This is a genomic window from Nocardia aurantiaca (assembly GCF_009708175.1).
In the GTDB taxonomy this organism is placed as follows: Bacteria; Actinomycetota; Actinomycetes; order Mycobacteriales; family Mycobacteriaceae; genus Nocardia; species Nocardia aurantiaca.
In genome coordinates this window covers 211,903-229,603 of the sequence record NZ_WMBB01000010.1, presented here as the reverse complement: position 1 = coordinate 229,603, position 17,701 = coordinate 211,903, and the positions used below count along the sequence as shown (strand labels likewise).

The window sequence follows — 17,701 nt, the reverse complement described above, 5'->3', positions numbered from 1 at the left end:
CTCACTGGTGACGCAGGTCGCCTCCGAGTTGATGGCAGTCGACGCCACAACCATGGCGTCGGCGAGCGAGCGGGTGCTGTCGTGGCTGGTCGAGCATTTCGACGTCGATTTCAGCTTTCTGCGCTTCACCGACCAGAAACAGCGTGCCTCGATCCTGATCGCGGAGTGGCCGCCCCGACCGGTGGCCGTCGACCCGGACCCGCTCAGGGTGACGTACTTCGATGACACCAATTCGGTGTTCTCGCAGTTCGAACACGCCACGGAGCCGATGGTCCTGAGGGACAGCGGCGAGTACCCCGACTATCAGAAGTTCATCCTGGAATCCACGGGATTCTCGCAGGTTTCCGCCGCCGCGGTGCCCTTGGTGTCGCGTGACGTATCCACGGGCTTGGCTCGGCTTCATCAAGGTCGGCGATCGCGACTGGAGCATGCGAGAAGTCAATGTGCTCAAGGCGATCGCCGCGCTGTTCGCGCAATTGCAGGCGCGTGTGGAGGCCGACGAGCGGCTGCGCTATATCGCCATGCACGACGACCTGACCGGATTGGCGAATAGGCGCGCGCTGCTCGAGCATATGGAGGACCGGCTCAGACCTGGCAGTCCGGGACCGGTGGCGGCGTTCTTCCTCGATCTGGATCGGCTGAAGGCGCTCAACGACTTTCTCGGCCATACTGCCGGGGACAATTTCATTCGCACACTGGCCACGCGGCTGCGGGAAAACCTGGATCCGGGCGACGTGATCGCCAGGCTCGGTGGTGACGAGTTCGTCATCGTGCCCGCCAAGCCGATGGACGCCGAGGTGGCCGGGGCCGAGGCGGCCCGTATCCAGCAGCTCATCGGCCGGCGGGTCACGGTTGGTGAGGAGACCGTCAGTCGCGGTGCGAGTGTCGGTGTTGCACTGGGCATTCCCGGCGAGACCACGGTCGCCGACGTGCTGCGGCGGGCCGATCACGCGCTGCTGTCGGCCAAGTCGAGCGGCGGCAACGGGGTGGCGGTCTTCACCGACGCCATGCGCGCGCAGTTCGAGTTGCAGGATGACGTGGAGTTGAACCTGCGGGGCGCGGTGTCCGACGGTTCGCTGGTGCTGCACTATCAGCCCGAGGTCGATCTGCGGACGGGCCGGATCGTGGCGCTGGAGGCCCTGGTGCGCTGGCAGCATCCGACACGCGGGCTGCTGCCGCCAGGGGCGTTCGTGGGTGTCGCGGAGGCCACCAATCTGGCGGGTGAGCTGGGGCGCTGGGTCATTCGCACGGCCGCGGAGCAGTTCGCGCAATGGCGGCGGCGGGGGCTGGCGTCGAATGTGGTGATGCGCATCAATGTGTCTCCGGTGCAACTGGTTTCGCTGGATTTCGTGGAGACCATGGAGGGGATCCTGCGCAGGTACGGGATCGACGGGTCGTCGGTGTGCCTGGAGATCACCGAACATGTCGTGGTGCAGGATCTCGCGCGCACCCAGGTGACACTGCGCGGGCTCAAGCGGATGGGTGTGCAGATCGCCATCGACGACTTCGGGACGGGGTATTCGTCGCTGTCGCATCTGAAGGCGCTGCCGGTGGACGCGGTGAAGATCGACCGCGGGTTCGTGCAGCGGCTGGGCGCCAGCGCGGATGATCTGGCGATCGTGAAATCGATTGTGGGGCTGGCGGGTTCGTTCGGCCTCGGGGTGGTCGGCGAGGGTGTGGAGACCACCGTGGCGGCGCGCACTCTGGTGGCGCTGGGGTGCTATCGCGCGCAGGGGTTCCTGATCGCGCGGCCCATGCCGGCCGAGGAGGTCGAGCAGCATCTGGCGGCGGGGCGGATCGCGCTGGATCTGGACCTGCCCGGGACCAGCCGGTCGGTGCTGCCCGGCCAGTCCTGAGTCGCGTTCCGGCCATTCCGAGAGCGCGACTCCCCAACGTTCCCGACCCGTTCGTCGAATCCGGGACTCGGGTGCGTGAGCCCAGGAAAATAAGGGCGTAACAGGTGTTCGCCCGGCTCGCGAACAATATTGTTCGCGTAGTAGCGTGCGGTCTGACAAGGCTGTCGAAATGAGGGATGGATCGACGTGCGTGATCGTGGCCTGAATGGCAAGAAGACTTTGATTACCGGCGCGGCGAGCGGCATCGGCCGGGCCACGGCGCTGGCAGCCTCCCGCAAGGGCGCGCGGCTGGTGCTCACCGATGTGAATGCCGAGGGGCTGGACGCGACCGTCGAATCCATCCGTACCGGCGGCGGCACCGTGGAGGTGTCCGAGGCCCTCGACATCAGCGACTACGAGGCGGTCACCGCCTTCGCGGAGAAAGTGCACGAGGACCTCGGCTCGCTGGACGTGGTGATGAATATCGCCGGCGTCTCCACCTGGGGCACGGTGGAGAACCTGGAGCATCGCCACTGGAAGCGCATGGTGGATGTGAACCTCATGGGTCCCATCCACGTCATCGAGAACTTCGTGCCGCCCATGATCGAGGCGAAACGCGGTGGCGCGCTGGTCAATGTGTCCTCCGCGGCCGGCCTGCTCGCCTTCCCGTGGCACGCCGCCTACAGCGCCAGCAAGTTCGGTCTGCGCGGCGTCTCGGAGGTGCTGCGCTTCGAGCTGGAACGCCATGACATCGGCGTTCACCTGGTGGTGCCGGGCGCGGTCGACACGCCGCTGGTGCAGACCGTGGACATTGTCGGCGTGAATCGCGACGACCCGCGAATCCAGGCCTGGATCAAACGCTTCCGTCGTCACGCCAAGTCTCCCGACGAGGTGGCCGTGACGATCCTGCGCGGGGTCGAGAAGGGCACCTACCTGATCCACACCCAATTCGACATCCGATTCGGATACTGGTGGGCCCGCAAGTTCGCCTGGCCCTACGAGTTCGCCATGCGCCGCGCCAACGACCTGTTCACCACATTCCTGCCGCGTTGAATTCGCCGTCGGCTTCGTTCCGGACGGGTTCGCGGCGCTGGAGGTCTCGATTCTTCCCTCCCCTCCGCCGAGGCGCAGGTCTATGAGGCCGTTCGCACCACCGTTCCGAGGTGACGGTCCATCGAGCCGCGATCTGGAATCGAGCGCCCCGCCTGTCCGCGCTCGGCCGCGGACCTCTTGGCGGATCCATGCTGCTGGAGGCGGAGGCTCAGTGCTCGTCCGGGGGTGCGCAGATCGCCTTGGCGCATTTCTCGGCCGCGTGGGTGTCGAGGACGCGCGCGCCGGGGCCCTCGTCGCCGAGGTGGTCGTGGGCGTTGAAGATCTTGCAGACGCCCAGGGACAGGCAGCCGCAGCCAATGCAGCCGGTGAGGTTGTCGCGCAGCCGGATCAGCTGTTCGATGCGGTCGTCGAGGTCTGCGCGCCAGGTGGTGGACAGTGTCTCCCAGTCGCGGCGGGTGGGGTTGCGGCCGTCGGGGAGGTTGTCGAGGGCGCGGCGGATCTCGGCGAGGGGGATGCCGACACGCTGTGAGATGCGGATGAAGGCGACCCGGCGCAGAGTTTCCCGCGCGTACCGGCGTTGATTGCCACTGGTTCGACGGGCTGTGATCAAGCCCTCACGCTCGTAGAAATGCAAGGCGGACACCGAAACTCCGGCCCGCTGAGCCAGCTGACCGGGGGTCAGCTCCTTCGCCTGCCACGACGCGGTCTGCACACCTGAACATTACTCCAGGTTTTTCGCGGGTGCGAATTGCATGCCATCCGTGCCGCGGGGAACTACCGTCGTGTCATGGGAACAAAGGCCGCACCCACGGCGCGACCGTTTTCCGTGACCTCGGAGGTCGGCACACTGCGCACGGTGCTGTTACACCGCCCGGGTGACGAGCTGCGCCGGCTCACCCCCCGCAATAACGACCAGTTGCTGTTCGACGCCATTCCCTGGGTCGAGCGCGCGCAGCAGGAGCACGACATCTTCGCCGGAGTGCTACGCGCGCGTGGGGTGGAGGTATTGCTGCTGGCCGATGTGCTCGCCGAGACCATCCAGGTCAGCGGCGCCGCGCGGATCCAGGGCATCTCGGGCGCGGTGGACGCGCGTCGGCTCGGGCACGTGCTCGCCGACGAGCTGGCGGCCCACCTGCGCGGCGTGCCGGCCCCGGAGCTGGCGCAGATCCTGATGTCCGGTATGACATTCGACGAACTGCCCTTCGGCGCGGACGCCACCTCCCTGGTGCGGCGCATGCACCACGGGCACGACTTCGTCATCGACCCGCTGCCCAACCTGCTGTTCACCCGCGATTCCTCGTTCTGGATCGGGCCGCGGGTGGCCATCACCTCGCTGGCGTTGCCGGCGCGCGCCCGCGAAACCTCGCTCACCGACCTGATTTACGCCTTCCACCCCCGCTTCCTCGGGGTACGGCGGGCCTACGAGTCGCACACCGCGCCCATCGAGGGCGGCGATGTTTTGCTGCTGGCACCGGGCGTGGTGGCGGTCGGGGTCGGGGAGCGAACCACGGCCGCGGGCGCGGAAGCCTTGGCGCGCAGTCTCTTCGAGGACGATCTGGCGCACACCGTGCTCGTGGTGCCGATCGCCCAGACCCGTGCGACCATGCATCTCGACACGGTCTGCACCATGGTGGACGTCGACGCGGTGGTCATGTACCCGGCCGTCCAGGATGAATTGTCCGCCTTCACCATTCGCAAGGAGGAGGGCCACGGGGTGAGCATCTCCGGCCCGGATCCCTTCCTTCGCGTGGCGGCCGAGGCGATGGGCATCGGCAAACTGCGGGTGGTCGATACCGGTCTGGACGGTGTCACCGCCGAGCGGGAGCAGTGGGACGACGGCAACAACACCCTCGCCCTGGCCCCCGGCGTGGTGGTTGCCTACGAACGCAACGAGAACACCAACGCGCGGCTCGAAGACGCCGGGATCGAGGTGCTGCGCATCCCCGGCTCCGAGTTGGGTTCCGGCCGTGGCGGTCCGCGCTGTCTGTCCTGCCCGCTGTCGCGTGACGAGGTGTGATGAAGCCATGCTGGACATCCCGGTCGACCACCACTCGACGGTCCCGCCGTACGAGCAACTGCGTCAGGGCATCATCGCCCGGGTGCGCTCCGGCGAACTGGCCGCCGGGACCAAGATCCCCACGGTCCGGGCGCTGGCGGCGACGCTGAAGCTGGCGCCGAACACGGTGGCGCGCGCCTACCGTGAGCTGGAGCAGGACGGCGTCCTCGAAACCCGCGGGCGGCTGGGCTCTTTCATCGCCTCCTCCGGTGACCCGACCCGGGACCTGGCGGGGCGCGCCGCCACCGAGTACGTCGCGGTGATCCGGCGGCTGGGTCTGGACGATGCGGCGGCGGTGCGCTATGTGCACGCGGCGCTCGGCGAAGCCCCAACGGTCGGTTGACGCGCGAGAGCAGCTCCGGTCATTCGGGTGCGAACAGCGCCATCGTCATTCCGGCGCGCTCTCGGCCGGAGTCCGCCGCGGCCGCCAGGGAGCTCCCGGTGTGGAATCCCGGCCGGGGTGAAGGAGGTCGAAGACGTGCCGGGGTCGGGGAGGGCGTCGATGACGTAAGGCGTTACCGCCAGCTCGGCAGCCACAGGTGGTCGTGCCAGTCGCCCGGAGTGATGGCCATGGCGGTAAGGATCGGCCACAGCCAGATGAAATTGGCGATGACCAGCGCCAGGTAGAGGCTGACCAGCAAGAGCCCCAAGCCTTGTCGCTCGCTGGGCGGCGTGAGGCGTTGCCAGCCTGGAGCGCCCGAGAGTCGGCGGCCGCTGGGCGGGGCGTGGCCGAGAATGTCGCCGAGCACGAGCGCGACACCCATGGCCAGGAACGGGGCCAGCGGCACCGCGTAGAAGTAGTACATCTGCCGGTCGAGATCCAGGAACCAGGGCAGGATGCCCGCGCCGTAGCCGACCAGGACGGCGGCGTAGCGCCAGTCGCGGCGCACCACGCTGCGCCACAGCGCCCAGGCCAGCATGGGGAAGGCCACCCACCACAGCGCGGGGGTGCCGATCGCCATGACGGCCTTCACACAGGTGGCCTGGCCGCAGCCGCTCACATTGGTGTCGGCGTAGTAGTAGAGCATCGGCCGCAGGCCCATGGGCCAGGTCCACGGCTTGGATTCCCAGGGATGGTGATTGCCCGCGGAATTGGTGAGCTCCTTGTGGAAGGTGAGCACCTCGCCGCCGTAGTACCAGAGCCCGCGCAGCGCGCTCGGCACCCAGGAGAAGTCACCGCCGCGCCCGACTTTCACTCCGACCGCGTACCGGTCGTAGCTGGTCTCGCTGGCGAACCAGCCCCAGAAGGAGGCCAGGTACACGAACACCGGGATGACGACGAGGGCGTAGACGGTGGGCCCGAGATCGCGCGCCGCGACACCGGCCCACGGCCGGCGCACCCGGTAGCCGCGGCGGGCGGAGAGGTCGAAGGCCAGCGACAGCGCGGCGAAACCGACGATCCAGTACGCGCCGGACCATTTGGTGCCGCAGGCCAGCCCGAGCAGCACGCCCGCGCCGAACCGCCACCAGCGCACCCCGAATCGCGGCCCGTACTCGCTGTCGTCGATGCGTCCCTCGGCGGCCACCAGCGCGATGCGCGCCCGGATATCGTCGCGGTCCACCACCAGACAGCCGAAAGCCGCCGTCACGAACAGGGCCTGGAAGATGTCGAGCATGCCGATCCGGGAGGACACGAAGGTGAGCCCGTCACAGATCAGCAGAATGCCCGCGAACGCGCCGATCAGGGTCGACCGCGCCATCCGGCGGACGATGCGAATCACCAGCAGCACCAGCAGCGTTCCCGAGACGGCCGCGGTGAACCGCCACCCCCACGGTGAATATCCGAAGATCGCTTCACCGATGGCGATCATCTGCTTGCCCACCGGCGGGTGCACCACCAGCCCGTAGCCGGGGTTGTCCTCCACGCCGCCGCCGGTCAGCACCTGCCAGCCCTGCGGCGCGTAGTGCTTCTCGTCGAAGACGGGCGTATGCAGATCGGTTGGATAGTCCAGGCGCAGGAACCGAGTGATCGCGGCGAGGGCCGTCAAGAACAGCGTGACCACCCAGCCCCGAGCCCAATCCGTGGGCCCGAAATCGGGTGAGGGCGCCAGCGGAGCCGGACTCGACAGCGCCGCCGTCTCCGCCCCCACCGCTGCCGGTCGCACGTCGGTTACCTGGGTCACGCCGTCGATCGTAAGCGGTCCCCGGCCTCGAGTCCCGCCGCGGTGAGCCGCCCGTCTCCTCACCGGCGACTCCGACGTGCCGCTGCCGGGCTCGCCACCCGGGCGAAGCCCGAGGCCGCGGCGGTGTTCGCCGCGAGCCGCCCGAGCAGACCTGCTGCTCGGATATGCGCCCGTTCGGCTCCCCATGCCGAGCCTCGGGGCGAAACCCACGGCGGAGCGGTTGCCGCGGTGGCCTGTTCGCAGACGGTTCGGCTCCTTCGGCGCGGTCCGGCCGTCACGGAAGTCGGCGCGGCGTCGTCATCGTGGCCGAGTGTCCCGGTTGGCGCGGTGGCGGAAGAACACGGGTGGCGGGGGAGGCCGGGGCCGTGGATAGAGTCGGGGGGCGGGTTTGGCGGATCTTCGAGGAGTAGGAGCGGGATGAGCGCGGTGCCGAGTGCTGGCGGACGGCTGGTCTTGGCGGCTACGCCGATGGGGGATATCGGTGACGCTTCGCAGCGGTTGCGGGACGCGCTGGTGTCGGCTGATGTGGTGGCCGCCGAGGACACGCGCCGGACGCGTGCACTCGCCAAGGCACTCGGCCTCGAGATCACCGGTCGGGTCGTCAGCTTCTACGACCATGTGGAGACCGCCCGGATTCCGATGCTGCTCGAGGAGATCCGGGCCGGGCGAACGGTCCTGCTGGTCACCGACGCCGGGATGCCGTCGGTGAGTGATCCGGGATATCGGATGGTGGCGGCGTGCGTAGCGGCCGGACTGCCGATCACGTGTCTTCCGGGTCCGTCCGCGGTCACGACCGCGCTGGCACTGTCGGGTCTGCCGGTCGAGCGCTTCTGCTTCGACGGCTTTGCGCCGCGCAAGTCCGGCCAGCGGAAGGAATGGCTGCGCACGCTCACCGCCGAACCGCGGGCGGTGGTGTTCTTCGAAGCTCCGCACCGGCTCGCCGATTGTCTCGCCGACGCGGTCGAGGTGCTCGGCCCGAACCGGCGCGCGGCGGTCTGCCGCGAGCTCACCAAGACCTATGAGGAGGTCGTGCGCGGCACACTCGCGGAGCTGGCCGGGTGGGCGGTCGAGGGGGCCCGCGGGGAGATCACCGTGGTTCTCGAAGGCGCGCAGCCGCTCTCGGCCGAGCCTGCCGACCTGGTCGGGCAGGTCGAGGCGTTGATCGCGTCGGGGCTGCGGCTCAAGGACGCGTGTGCGGAGGTGTCGGCCGCTACCGGGGCTTCGCGCCGGGAGCTCTACGACGCTGTGCTCGCGGCGCGTTCCGCCGAGTAGCCCCACGGGGTGATGCCGCTGTCGGCGAATCACGGTGATGGGTGAGGACACCCTGGGCCTGCCGCAGCTGTACTACTGCGCCCGCGGTGTGCCGTCGCTGCTTTCCACGCTGCCGCGGAGACGTGAAAAGCCTTCCCAGCGTAGGCTTCTCAGGTTCATCCATGGTGGTATGGGTTCTCATCCGCTCGGGGAATGTGCACTGTGAGTGCATGCAGTGGCGCGGTCGGCCGATGGCGTGCCGGGTCGACGAAGCCACTGTTAGAGTCCCCGATCATGGTGCACGAGACCGCCGTCCCGGCAAGCGAATTGGTGATCGAGCCATTCGAGCTGACCGACGATTTCTATCAGCACCCGCACGCCGCGTACGACCGGCTGCGCTCGCGCGGGCCCGCGCATCTCGTGCGCTTCCCGGACGGCGGTACGGGCTGGCTGATCACCGATTACGAGGTGGCCAAGGCCGCCTTCCTGGACCCCACCATCAGCAAGGCTCTCGAGTCGCAGGGCGCGCGGGCGGCGCTGGCGGGTGACGGTGCGGGCGCGCAGGTGGCCAGCGCCATGTTCGGCGACATGATGGTCTTCTACGACCCGCCGGCGCACACCCGCCTGCGCACCCTGGTGAACCGCGCCTTCAGCAGCCGGGCCGTGCGCGAGCTGGCCCCGCGCATCACCGAACTGGCCGACGCCCTGCTCACCGAGCTGGCCGTGGACGCCTCCGTAGACCAGGACCTGCTGGACCGTTACGCCTTCCCGCTGCCCATGCTGGTCATCTGCGAGCTGCTCGGGGTGCCGAACGAGGAGCGCGACAACTTCCGCGCCTGGTCCACCACCCTGGTCTCCAATGACGAGAACGTCGAGGCTCGGACCGCCGCGGTAGCGCGGTTCGTCGCCTACATCGATCAGCTCATCCGCGCCAAGCGCGACGAGCCCGCCAACGACCTGCTGTCCGAGCTCATCTCGGTCAGCGAGGACGGCGATCGGCTCTCGCACCGCGAATTGATCAGCATGGTGTTGCTGCTGTTGGTCGCGGGCTTCGAGACCACCGTCAATCTCATCTCCAACGCGGTCGCGATCCTGCTGGCGGACAAGGACGTCCGTGCCGCGCTGGCCGGGAACCCTGATCGGGTAACGGATTTCGTGGAGGAGGTGCTGCGCTACGAGTCCCCGGCGAGCGAGGCCACCTTCCGCTATACCACGGTCCCGGTCACCCTGGGCGGCGTCGAAATCCCTGCCGGGCAGCGCATTCTGGTGTCCATGGCCGCTGCCGGCCGTGACCCGGCCCGCTTCGCCGACCCGCATCGCGTGGACCTGGACCGGGCCGACAAGAACCATCTGGCCTTCGGCCACGGCATCCATCGCTGTGTCGGAGCGCCCCTGGCGCGCATGGAAGGCGAGATCGCACTGAGCCGGCTGCTCGCCGCCTATCCGGACCTGGAGCTGGCCGCCGATGCCGAACTGTCCTGGCGTAAATCCCTGATCGTGCGAGGTCTCACCGCACTGCCGGTGCGGCTTCGTCCCTGAGCCGGGCGTCGGCCCGTTGAGATGTGCGTATGGCGAAGGGGGCTGTGCGCCCATCTCCACGGGCCGACGCGCGACGGCCGAATCGGTTCCGCCGTGGCGGGTCCGGCCCGGTCTGCGGGTGCGACGCGTTCAATGGGGAACGCGGCGTCCCGAGGAAACGCAGCTGTGTGCCCACGTGCGGAATCCGTGGCACGCAGCTGCGTCACCGGAGCAGCAGGGCGTGATCGGCGCCTCGCGCCGGGTACTGCCCGGCCGGACTCATCCGGTCAAGGCATCCGCGCCGGCGCCGACGCTGATCGAACTCTTCGGCCGATCCCTGTGCCGATTTCCCGGGGCCCACCAGTTGGCGGGCCCCATCAGCTTGACCAGGGCCGGAACCAGCAGCATGCGCACCAGGGTGGCGTCGATGAACAGGGCGATCACCATGCCCAGGCCGAGGAAGCGCATGGGGGTGAGCGGGGACAGCGTGAAGGCGCCGGTGATGAGCACGAGCAGCGTGGCGGCGGCGGTGATCACGCGGGCGGTCCGCACGGTGCCGACCCGGACGGATTCCTCGGTGTCGGCGCCGGCGTCGTGGGCCTCCACCATGCGGGAGAGCAGGAACACCTCGTAGTCGGTCGAGAGCCCGAAGACCACGGCGATGATCAGGACCATCATGCCCGCCGACAGCGGACCGACGCTGATGCGCAGGACACCTGCCAGGTGGCCCTGATCGAAGATCCAGGTCAGCACGCCGAACGTGGCGGTCAGGCTGAGGAACGCCATGAGGACGGCCTTGAGCGGCAATACGATCGACCGGAAGGCCACCGCCAGCATGAGCAGGGTGACGGCCACCATCACCGCGATCATGAGCGGCAGCCGGTCCAGGACGGCGGCAATGCTGTCGACGGTGGTGGCGCTCTCGCCGCCCACCCGCAGTTCTAGTCCGTCCAGGCGCAGGTCGCGCAGGTCGCGCACGATGTCCTGGGCTTGCGGCGAACGGTCCGGTGCGGCCAGCGCGGCGTGGATGATCGTGGTGTCGTCACGGGTGTCCAGGGTCATCGCCTGGCGTACGCCCCGCACGCCGCTGATCTCCCGCAGCGCGCGGCTGATCGACGCGGGAGCCGGTGCGCTGCCGTCGGTTTCGCGTACCAGAATGGTGGCGCCGCTGTTCGCCGCCGGGAAGCGCGTCGTCAATTCCCCGACGGCGGCCCGGGTTTCATTGCCCGCGGGCAGCGCGGTGTGGTCGACATCGCCGAGCCGGACCCCGCTCAGCGGCGCGGCCAGCACCAGCAGGATCGCGCCCACCGCGATGGCGACGGCGCCGGGTCGCCGCATGACCGCGGTGACCACCCGGCCCCAGAATCGTTGCGCTCGTTCCTCGGAGCGCTCGTAGGCATCGGCACGCCAGCTCCATCGGGAGACGCGCGGGCCCAGCAGCGCGAGAATCGCGGGCAGCGCGGTCACCGACAGCGCGGCGGCCAGCCCTACCGCCGCGATGGCCCCGATGCCCAGCGAACGCAGCACCGCCAGCGGGAAGACGAAAGTCCCGGCGAACGCGCACATGAGCAGCAGCGCCGAGAACAGCACCGTGCGCCCGGCGGTGCCCAGCGTGCGGATCACCGCCTCCTCGACGGTGCGCCCGCGTCCGAGTTCCTCCCGGAAGCGGCCGACGATGAAAAGCCCGTAGTCGATGGCCAATCCGAGCCCGAGCAGTGACACCACGTTCATGGCGAACACGCTGACCTCGGTGAGCCGCGCGATGAGCCCGACCGCGCCCAGCGCCCCCACGACCGCCAGCGTGCCGATCAGCACCGGCAGCGAGGCCGCGACCACCCCGCCGAACACCAGCACCAACACGATGGCGGTCAGCGGAATGGAGATGGATTCGGCCAGCACCAGATCGTGACGCGACTGCGCGCTGATGGTGTCGGCGAGCGCGCTGTACCCGGTCAGCTTGGTGTCGAGCCCCGGAACACGCAGTGCTGCCGCGATCTTCGGATATTCCGCGACTCGCCGATCGTCATCGCCCGCGGAGAAGACGACGGCGACGGCCTGCCGCCCGTCCGAGGACCGCAGGTACTGCGATCGCGAACTGTTCCAATAGCTTTCGATCGGCCGATCCAGCAGCGCGGGATCGATCTTCCCGATCGCCTCGGTCACCCGCGGCCCGATATCGGCCAGCGATTGGCCCGCGGGCGCGGTGTAGATCGCGATCACATCCGGATTCTGCGGCCCCAGCCGCTGCGTGACCCAGGCGTCGACCTCGGCGGACTCACCCCGCGGCGCGACGAATCCGGCCGAACTGACCCGCTGCTGCAGCCCCGCCGCGAACAGTCCGCAGGCCAGCGCGAACAGCACCGCGGCCACCAGCACGGTCTTCGGCCGCGCCACCACCGCCCGAGCCCAGGCGGCGATCAGGCCTCTCGATTCCATGGCCTCGGAGACCTCGGCGGAACTGTCGACGGCGGTCATGGGGCACTCCGATCCTTGTGTGCGAGTGGCCTACTGCCGCGGCCGGGCTCGGGGCGAGAGGAGGTCAGCGGGTGGTTTCCGAATTCGCTCGGCTCAGTTCGCTTTCCAGCGTGCGGACGATCTTGTCCAGGAGGGCGTCCAGACGCTCCGGGATACCGCGTCCGCTGCGCGCGGAGACGGTGAGCTCGGTGCGGCCGCCGCATTCGGTCATGCCGATGAGCAGCGGCATGGCGACGCTGTGCTGGGGCATGACCTTGATGGCGGTGGGGGCGAAGCCGGGGACCGCGAGCGCCTCGAGGTCGTAGCGGCCCATGTGGGAGACGGTGGCGGAGGCCAGATTCAGGCCGGCGCGCGAGCCGAGCAGGTTCAGCGCGCGTAGCAGTCCGCGCCCCGCCGCCTGCGGCAGATACTTCAGACCGCCGTTGTCCATCTGGTCGAGCTCGCGGTTCTCCCGCAGCCCCGCGCGCTTGATGTCGTTGAGCCGCGTCCAATCCATGCCCGGCCGCACGTCCAGGAACAGCGGCAGCGCGAGATTCGCGGTGGACCGCAGCTCTGGATCGTGGCGGCGGAGGTCGACCGGGATCATGATGCGCGAGACCGGTCCGCCCTCGTCGGCGAGCAGCGCCGCCACCCGCATGAGCGCGCCCGGACCGGTGGCGTTGATGGTGCGGGTGCGCAGCAGGTGCCGGTGCTCGCCCGGCTCCTGGCGGCCGTGCCCGACCGCCGAGCGGAAGCGCGGCAGCATGAGCGTGGGCCGTCCGGGCGCGCCGACCTTGCGCACCAGTTCGGCATCGGCGATCGGATCGGGCGCGCCGACAGGCTCCTCGCCGCGCAGCGCCCGCAGCACGTCGGTGGCCCACATGACCATGCCCATGCCGTCCATGACGCCGTGGAAGACCCGGAACACCAGGGTGGTCGGCGCGGCGGTGAGCAGCAGCACCTCGACGGTGGCATCCGGGGTCGGCCCGATCGGGCTGGTGAGCACCGGATCCGCCTCCAGCGCCGGGTACTCCAGCGCGTGGTCGACCACGCACACGCTGGGCGCGATCCCGCTGTCCACCCACTGTTTGCCCTCGCGCACCAGGCGCGCGCCCGGATTCGCGGCGGCCGCGGTGGCGACCGCGCGCCGCAGCGCCTCCGGGTCGATGCTGCCCTGGCCCTCCACCACCAGTTGCATCAGGAACGGCGGCGCCAGATCCCGCATGGGGAAGTAGATGAGTTCGGTGGGGGAGATGGGACGGCGGAACATGCGATTACCTGCCTAGATCTTCTCGGTCAATGCCACGACGCCGCCCTGGGTTTCGAGCCAGGCCAGGAAACCGGCCAGTCCGCTCTCCCGGTCCACGATCGGCTGATACCCGAAATCCCGTGCGGCGGCGGAGGTGTCGTAGGTGGCCGTGCGGGTCATCAAAGCCACCACGTACCGCGACAGCGGCGGCGACCACCGGGTGGCGACGAACGGTATGCGCCACAGGGTTTCGATGGCGGCCACCACCGTGTTCAGCACCCGCGGATTCGGCTGCCGGGTCGGCTTCGGGTACCCGAGACCGGTGGCCACCTCGCCGAGGAAGCCCCACACGTCGGTCCGCTCGGCGTCGGCGATGAAATACGCCTTGCCGCCGACCTTCTCGGACCGGGCCGCCAGCACGCACGCCTCGGCGATGTTCTCCACGTGGCACAGCGAGGCGTACACCTGCTTGCCATAGGACAGATCCGGCAGCGTTCCCTCCGCCGCCCGGCCCAGCAGCCGCACGATCGGCCCGGACCGGTCGCCCGCGCCCCAGATGGCCCGGGGCCGCAGCGCGCAGGTGGTGAACTGCTCGGTGTTCGAGGCCAGGACGAGGCGCTCGGCCGCGGCCTTGGACTCCGAGTACAGGTTCAGATAGCGGCTCGGGTACGGCACCGATTCGTCGATGTCCACCTGGTCGCCGCCGTCGCGGTCCATGAGCGCGCTGGGGCTGGAGATGAACACGAAGCGGGAGGCGCCATTGCGCGCGGCCGCCCGCAGCAGATTCTCGGTGGCCGTGACGTTCTCGGCCACGAACTGCGCCCGGGTGCCGCGATCGTCCACCCGGGCCGCGCTGTGGAACACCACGTCCACGCCCTCGGTGGCGCGTTGGAGCGAGATCTGGTCGGTGAGATCGCCGGTAATGATCTCGACCTGGTCGATCACCTCGTACAGGTCGCGCAGATTACTGCTGGCCCGGGCCAGGATGGCCACCTTGTAGTCGCCGTCGCGGAGCAGGCGGCGCACCAGCGCCCCGCCCAGGAATCCGGACGCCCCGGTCACGAGTGCTTTCATGCCCTGTCCTTTCCGCATGCCCGGGAGCGCTGCGTGGTTACGCGAGCGCGCGGGGGTTGTTGGAGCGGCTCGTTCGCGCCCGACCCGGTCACGCCGCCTCCTGTGTCTTCCACCAGGTGATTCCGAAGATCTGGGTCATGGCCGCCGTCGTGACCGGTGAATGCCCGGTGCCCGCGGTGGCCCTCAGCGCGGCCGGGATCTGGGCCGCGTGCACCACGATGCTGAGGAACGCGTCGATCCAGAACACCGCGCGCAGCAACCGGTTGGCGGGGGCGCGATCACTCGCCGCCAGCAGGATGCCCATGGCCAGGTACAGCCAGCCCAGTACCGGAATCGCCCGCAGCACAGACACCTTCATCGTCCGTCGTCCTTTCCGAGCCGCTCCGCCGCCCAGACCGCGAGCTGTTCGCGGCCGATCTTGGCATTGTGTCGGATGTCGACCGGGAACTTCGGATGGAACAGGAACGTGGAAACCGGTGCGGTGACCTCGAATTCGGCCGCACGCTGCCGCAAGCGGTCCGCCAGCACCGTGGTGTCCGCGCTCGGCGCGGCCTCCACGCAGAGGACCGGCAGCTGCGCGCCGCGCGCGCCCACGCCGACCAGCGCGGTGCGGACCACGCCGGGCAGGGTGTTGAAGACCTGCTCCACCTGCACGCTGAACATGGGCCCGGCGGCGGTGTGCACGCGCTGACTCTTGCGGCCGCAGAACCAGATCCGGTCCTCGCCGTCGATCCACGCCAGGTCGCCGGTGCGATGCCACACCGTCTCGTCCTCAAGGATCTTGCCGGCCAGGTTCGCCGACTCCGGCCAGTAGTACCGCGTGCTCACATTCGGTCCCGACACCACCAGCTCGCCGATGCCGCGGGTGGCGACCAGCTCGGACTCGCGGGCCTCGGCCTGCGCCCAGGTGGGGATCGGATCGTCGGTGATGGCGACCAGCCGCGCCCGTACGCCCTCGGCGGGCCGCCCGACGCAGGTGCCGTCGCCCAGGTGCGCGCGCTCCACCAGACCGCCGAGCAGTTCCCGGGATTCGATGGTGGACATGGGCAGCGCCTCGGTGGAGCCGTAACCGGCGTAGACCTCGGCGTCCTCGGCCAGCACCTGCCGCAGCCCGGCGATGCACCAGTCCGGGACGGGCGCGCCGCCCGAGTAGATGCTGTGCAGCGTGGGCACCGGCGTCTTGTGCGTCTCCAGGTGCCGCAGCAGTGGAATCAGCACGGCCGGGGAGGCGAACATGGTCTTCACGCCGAACCGGTTGACGGCGTCGACCACGTGTGCCGGATCGGTGGAACCCACCTTGCTCGGCACCAAGGGCGGTAGCACACAGCGGGATCCGAGCAGCATGTCGAGAATGCCCACCAGCGGCAGGGTGATCAGCGAGGTGCCCGGTTCCACCCGGCCGCGCGCGGCGTGCACCTGCTCGACCATGGCGCTGAGATTGCCGTGCGTCATCTCCACGGCCTTGGCGGGCCCGGTGCTGCCGGTGGTGTAGGCGATGAGCAGCAGCTCCTCCGTCGGCGCGGGCACCCGCTCGCGCAGGGTGAAGGCATCGAAGGGGGCGCGGTGCTCCCCGGCCGGCCGCCGCTCGGCGAGGGCGGCCAGCAGTTCCTCCAGCCGCGCCGCGGCCTTCGCACCGGCCGGACCGGCGGTGTCGGCGCCGGCCCGGAGGCGGTGGCCGAGACGGCCCGAGGTCACCGGGCCGCCCCAGCTGCGCAGGGTCGGACCGCCCCAGAACCAGCGCGGGCCGACGGTGAGAGCCACCCGCACATTCCGGAAGTACTGGGCGAACAGCACCCGCGCCGCGTGCGCCTGCGGAATGCCGATGAAGGCCTCCGCATTCGCCGCGCGCAGGCAGTTGAGCATCTTGCGCAGCCCCATGCCCGGATCGATGACCACGGGAACGGCGCCGATCTTCAACAGCCCCAGCATGATCGCGTACAGCTCCGGGCTGGGCAGCACCAGCACGATGGTGCGGGTGCCGCGGCCCACGCCCGCCGCGGCCAGGTGCAGGCCGATGGTGTCGGACCACTCGTCGAGCTCACGGTAGGTCAGGTGGCGGTAGTCCGGGAGGCCGGAGGCGGTCTTCCCGGCGGGATAGATCACCGCCTCACGGTCCGGATCGGCGGCCACCACCGCACGGAAGCGGTCGATGGCCTGCCAATAGGTCGCGGTGGTCACGCCGCGGCTCCGGCGAGGGCCGGAAGCCGGTACACGACCGCGGCGGCCGAGGGACCCGCGCCCGCGGCCACGAACAGCACATCCCGGTAGCGGGCCAGCGAATTCGCCTCGGCGGCCGCGTGATACGCCAGCGTCAGCGCTGCCGTGTGCGGATCACCCTGGGACAGGTCCGGGATGAGCACCGCTTCCGGCGCGATGCCGACCTCGGCGGCCAGACGGGCCGGGAAGTCGGCGCTCGGGGTGGCGGCGATGAGGGCCGTGGTGGCCTCGTCGATCTCGCTGCCCGCCAGCGCGGCGCGGGCGGCCTCGGCGGCGGTCACCAGCAGCCGGTCCAGGTAGTCGGCTTCCCGCTCCACCGTCATGATGCCGCGGCCGCGGTCGCCCATGGTCTCGATGTCCACGTACGACTCCAGGCCCGGCGTGCCCGCGGCGGCACGGGTGTGCACCTGCCCGAAACCCTCGGGCTCGCCGGTCTGCTCCAGCAGCAGCGCGGCACCGGCGGTGGCGTAAGGGAATTCGTCATCGGCGGCGGACCGCTGCAGCGACGGGTGGGTGTCACCGGACACGATCAGCACGTGCTCGGCGCTGCCGGTGGCCAGCACCGCCTGCGCCACCTGCACGGCATTGAGCACGCCGGTGCCCGCGTTCATGAGGTCGAAGGAGAACGACCGGGGGTCCTCCTTCACATAGTCCAGGCCGATGCCCGCGGCCTTCTGGATGAGCGCCGACACGGCCGGCTCGACGGTATTGCTGTCGCGGAAGATGCCCGCGTTGATCATGACGCCGACCTGGCCCGGCTCGACGCCCGCGCTTTCCATGGCCCGCCGCGCGGCCCGCCCGCTGAGCTCCACGATGCTGAAAGTGTCGGTGTCCCGGCTGATTCCGGTGGATTTGATGCGTACGCCCATGT

Annotated in this window: 13 protein-coding genes and 1 pseudogene; 6 read left to right on the top strand and 8 right to left on the bottom strand. The window is 69.6% G+C overall.

Translation table 11 applies throughout. The annotated features are described in order from the left end of the window. The first annotated feature begins 31 nt into the window (after positions 1-31). A pseudogene (locus GLP40_RS22360) lies at positions 32-1,856 on the top strand (putative bifunctional diguanylate cyclase/phosphodiesterase). Positions 1,857-2,042: 186 nt separating this feature from the next. Continuing rightward, a complete protein-coding gene (locus GLP40_RS22355; RefSeq protein ID WP_328290521.1) occupies positions 2,043-2,888 on the top strand; it encodes an SDR family oxidoreductase in 846 nt (281 codons plus the stop codon). 208 nt (positions 2,889-3,096) lie between these two features. Here GLP40_RS22355 and soxR read toward each other — a convergent pair whose 3' ends face one another. Further along, positions 3,097-3,600 (bottom strand): redox-sensitive transcriptional activator SoxR, encoded by a 504-nt coding sequence (gene soxR / locus GLP40_RS22350; RefSeq protein WP_328290520.1) that lies wholly within the window; start codon positions 3,598-3,600, stop codon positions 3,097-3,099. Between the two features lie 75 nt (positions 3,601-3,675). Here soxR and arcA point away from each other — a divergent pair, with 75 nt between their 5' ends. Further along, positions 3,676-4,905: an arginine deiminase gene (gene arcA, locus GLP40_RS22345; protein WP_154789921.1), complete on the top strand. Its 1,230-nt coding sequence runs from the start codon at positions 3,676-3,678 to the stop codon at positions 4,903-4,905. Between the two features lie 7 nt (positions 4,906-4,912). After that, entirely contained in the window at positions 4,913-5,287 is a 375-nt protein-coding gene (locus GLP40_RS22340) for a GntR family transcriptional regulator (RefSeq protein WP_154789920.1), read from the top strand. Positions 5,288-5,459: 172 nt separating this feature from the next. On the opposite strand, the gene GLP40_RS22335 is transcribed toward GLP40_RS22340, so the two are convergent. Continuing rightward, on the bottom strand, positions 5,460-7,067 hold the full coding sequence (locus GLP40_RS22335; protein ID WP_407671646.1) for a dolichyl-phosphate-mannose--protein mannosyltransferase: 1,608 nt from the start codon (positions 7,065-7,067) through the stop codon (positions 5,460-5,462). Between the two features lie 417 nt (positions 7,068-7,484). Between GLP40_RS22335 and rsmI the strand changes: the two genes are divergently transcribed. Together rsmI and GLP40_RS22325 are read left to right on the top strand one after the other, a co-directional pair. Beyond that, positions 7,485-8,339: a 16S rRNA (cytidine(1402)-2'-O)-methyltransferase gene (gene rsmI, locus GLP40_RS22330; RefSeq protein WP_154789919.1), complete on the top strand. Its 855-nt coding sequence runs from the start codon at positions 7,485-7,487 to the stop codon at positions 8,337-8,339. Between the two features lie 273 nt (positions 8,340-8,612). Next, positions 8,613-9,857 carry a cytochrome P450 family protein gene (locus GLP40_RS22325; RefSeq protein ID WP_154789918.1) on the top strand — a complete coding sequence of 415 codons (1,245 nt, stop codon included), beginning with the start codon at positions 8,613-8,615 and terminating at the stop codon, positions 9,855-9,857. A 258-nt stretch (positions 9,858-10,115) separates the two neighbouring features. Here the strand turns inward: GLP40_RS22325 and GLP40_RS22320 are convergent, their stop codons facing one another. The 6 genes from GLP40_RS22320 to GLP40_RS22295 form a co-directional block, all read right to left on the bottom strand. Beyond that, positions 10,116-12,254, bottom strand: a complete 2,139-nt coding sequence (locus GLP40_RS22320; protein ID WP_328290540.1) for an MMPL family transporter — start codon at positions 12,252-12,254, stop codon at positions 10,116-10,118. Positions 12,255-12,375: 121 nt separating this feature from the next. Further along, entirely contained in the window at positions 12,376-13,560 is a 1,185-nt protein-coding gene (locus GLP40_RS22315) for a peptide synthetase (RefSeq protein WP_154789917.1), read from the bottom strand. Positions 13,561-13,572: 12 nt separating this feature from the next. Continuing rightward, on the bottom strand, positions 13,573-14,613 hold the full coding sequence (locus GLP40_RS22310) for an NAD-dependent epimerase/dehydratase family protein (RefSeq protein WP_154789916.1): 1,041 nt from the start codon (positions 14,611-14,613) through the stop codon (positions 13,573-13,575). An 88-nt stretch (positions 14,614-14,701) separates the two neighbouring features. Then, positions 14,702-14,971 (bottom strand): hypothetical protein, encoded by a 270-nt coding sequence (locus GLP40_RS22305; protein WP_154789915.1) that lies wholly within the window; start codon positions 14,969-14,971, stop codon positions 14,702-14,704. Beyond that, a complete protein-coding gene (locus tag GLP40_RS22300) occupies positions 14,968-16,791 on the bottom strand; it encodes a fatty acid CoA ligase family protein (RefSeq protein ID WP_154789914.1) in 1,824 nt (607 codons plus the stop codon). Before GLP40_RS22300 ends, GLP40_RS22305 begins: the two co-directional genes overlap by 4 nt. Then, entirely contained in the window at positions 16,788-17,699 is a 912-nt protein-coding gene (locus GLP40_RS22295; RefSeq protein ID WP_154789913.1) for a beta-ketoacyl-[acyl-carrier-protein] synthase family protein, read from the bottom strand. The genes GLP40_RS22300 and GLP40_RS22295 overlap by 4 nt, the downstream gene beginning before the upstream one ends. Between the last annotated feature and the right edge of the window lie 2 nt (positions 17,700-17,701).